This window comes from uncultured Paracoccus sp., from assembly GCF_947487305.1.
Classification (GTDB): domain Bacteria; phylum Pseudomonadota; class Alphaproteobacteria; order Rhodobacterales; family Rhodobacteraceae; genus Paracoccus.
On the sequence record NZ_CANKWH010000076.1, the window covers coordinates 1 to 808 of the forward strand.

General features: G+C 64.6%; 1 protein-coding gene. It reads left to right on the top strand.

Translation table 11 applies throughout. The annotated features are described in order from the left end of the window. The coding region (locus Q1A36_RS21320; protein ID WP_299848186.1) for an IS110 family transposase at positions 1-551 on the top strand (551 nt) is incomplete at its 5' end. Between the last annotated feature and the right edge of the window lie 257 nt (positions 552-808).

Sequence of the window (808 nt, forward strand, 5' to 3'; positions counted from 1 at the left end):
GCCTGGTTGCCCTCGTCGCGGATGAAGAATCGGGCCTGCCCGCCACGGCGCGGGCATCCCTGACGGTCCTGACTGAAACGCTTGTCCAGCTCGACGGTCAGATCGAGACCTTGGATGCCGAGATCGACCGGCGCGCCAAGACCGATGAAGTCGCCCGGCGCCTAATGACGATCCCGGGCATCGGCCCGTTGATCGCCACGGCCATCGCCACACTGGCTCCGCCGCTGGAAGCGTTCCGGAAGGGCCGAGACTTCGCGGCATGGCTTGGGCTCACGCCCAGGCAGCATTCGACGGGCGGAAAGCAACGGCTGGGAGCCACGACGAAGATGGGTGAGCGTTCCCTACGCCGGTTGCTGATCATCGGCGCCAACAGTGTCATCATCAAGCGCCATAGTCATGCGTCAGCGCGCGCCGGCACCTGGCTGGCAAGGATGCTGGAGCGCAAGCCGCCGATGCTGGTGCGCGTGGCCTTGGCCAACAAGATGGCGCGGATCGTCTGGGCGTTGATGAAGAGCGGAGAGGTCTACCGGGCTCCGGCCATGGCGGCGTAAAGTCCGTCAGCGGTCGCGAGGTCGTCGGAGCGGAGGAGGGCTGAGAGCAACTTGGCGCAACGGTCGCAAGACAAGGTCGGAAAACCAGAGCGCAACAGAGTGCCATCGAGCACGCGGCTTTGATTTGGTTCCGACCCGCGAACACCATGCGGGCCCGCGGCATGACTATGGCCGCATCACGAGGCCGGATACATGTCAGCACCCGACACCGCGCCAAATTGCTCCAAAACCCTCTTGCGCAAGGGGCGGTTATACAT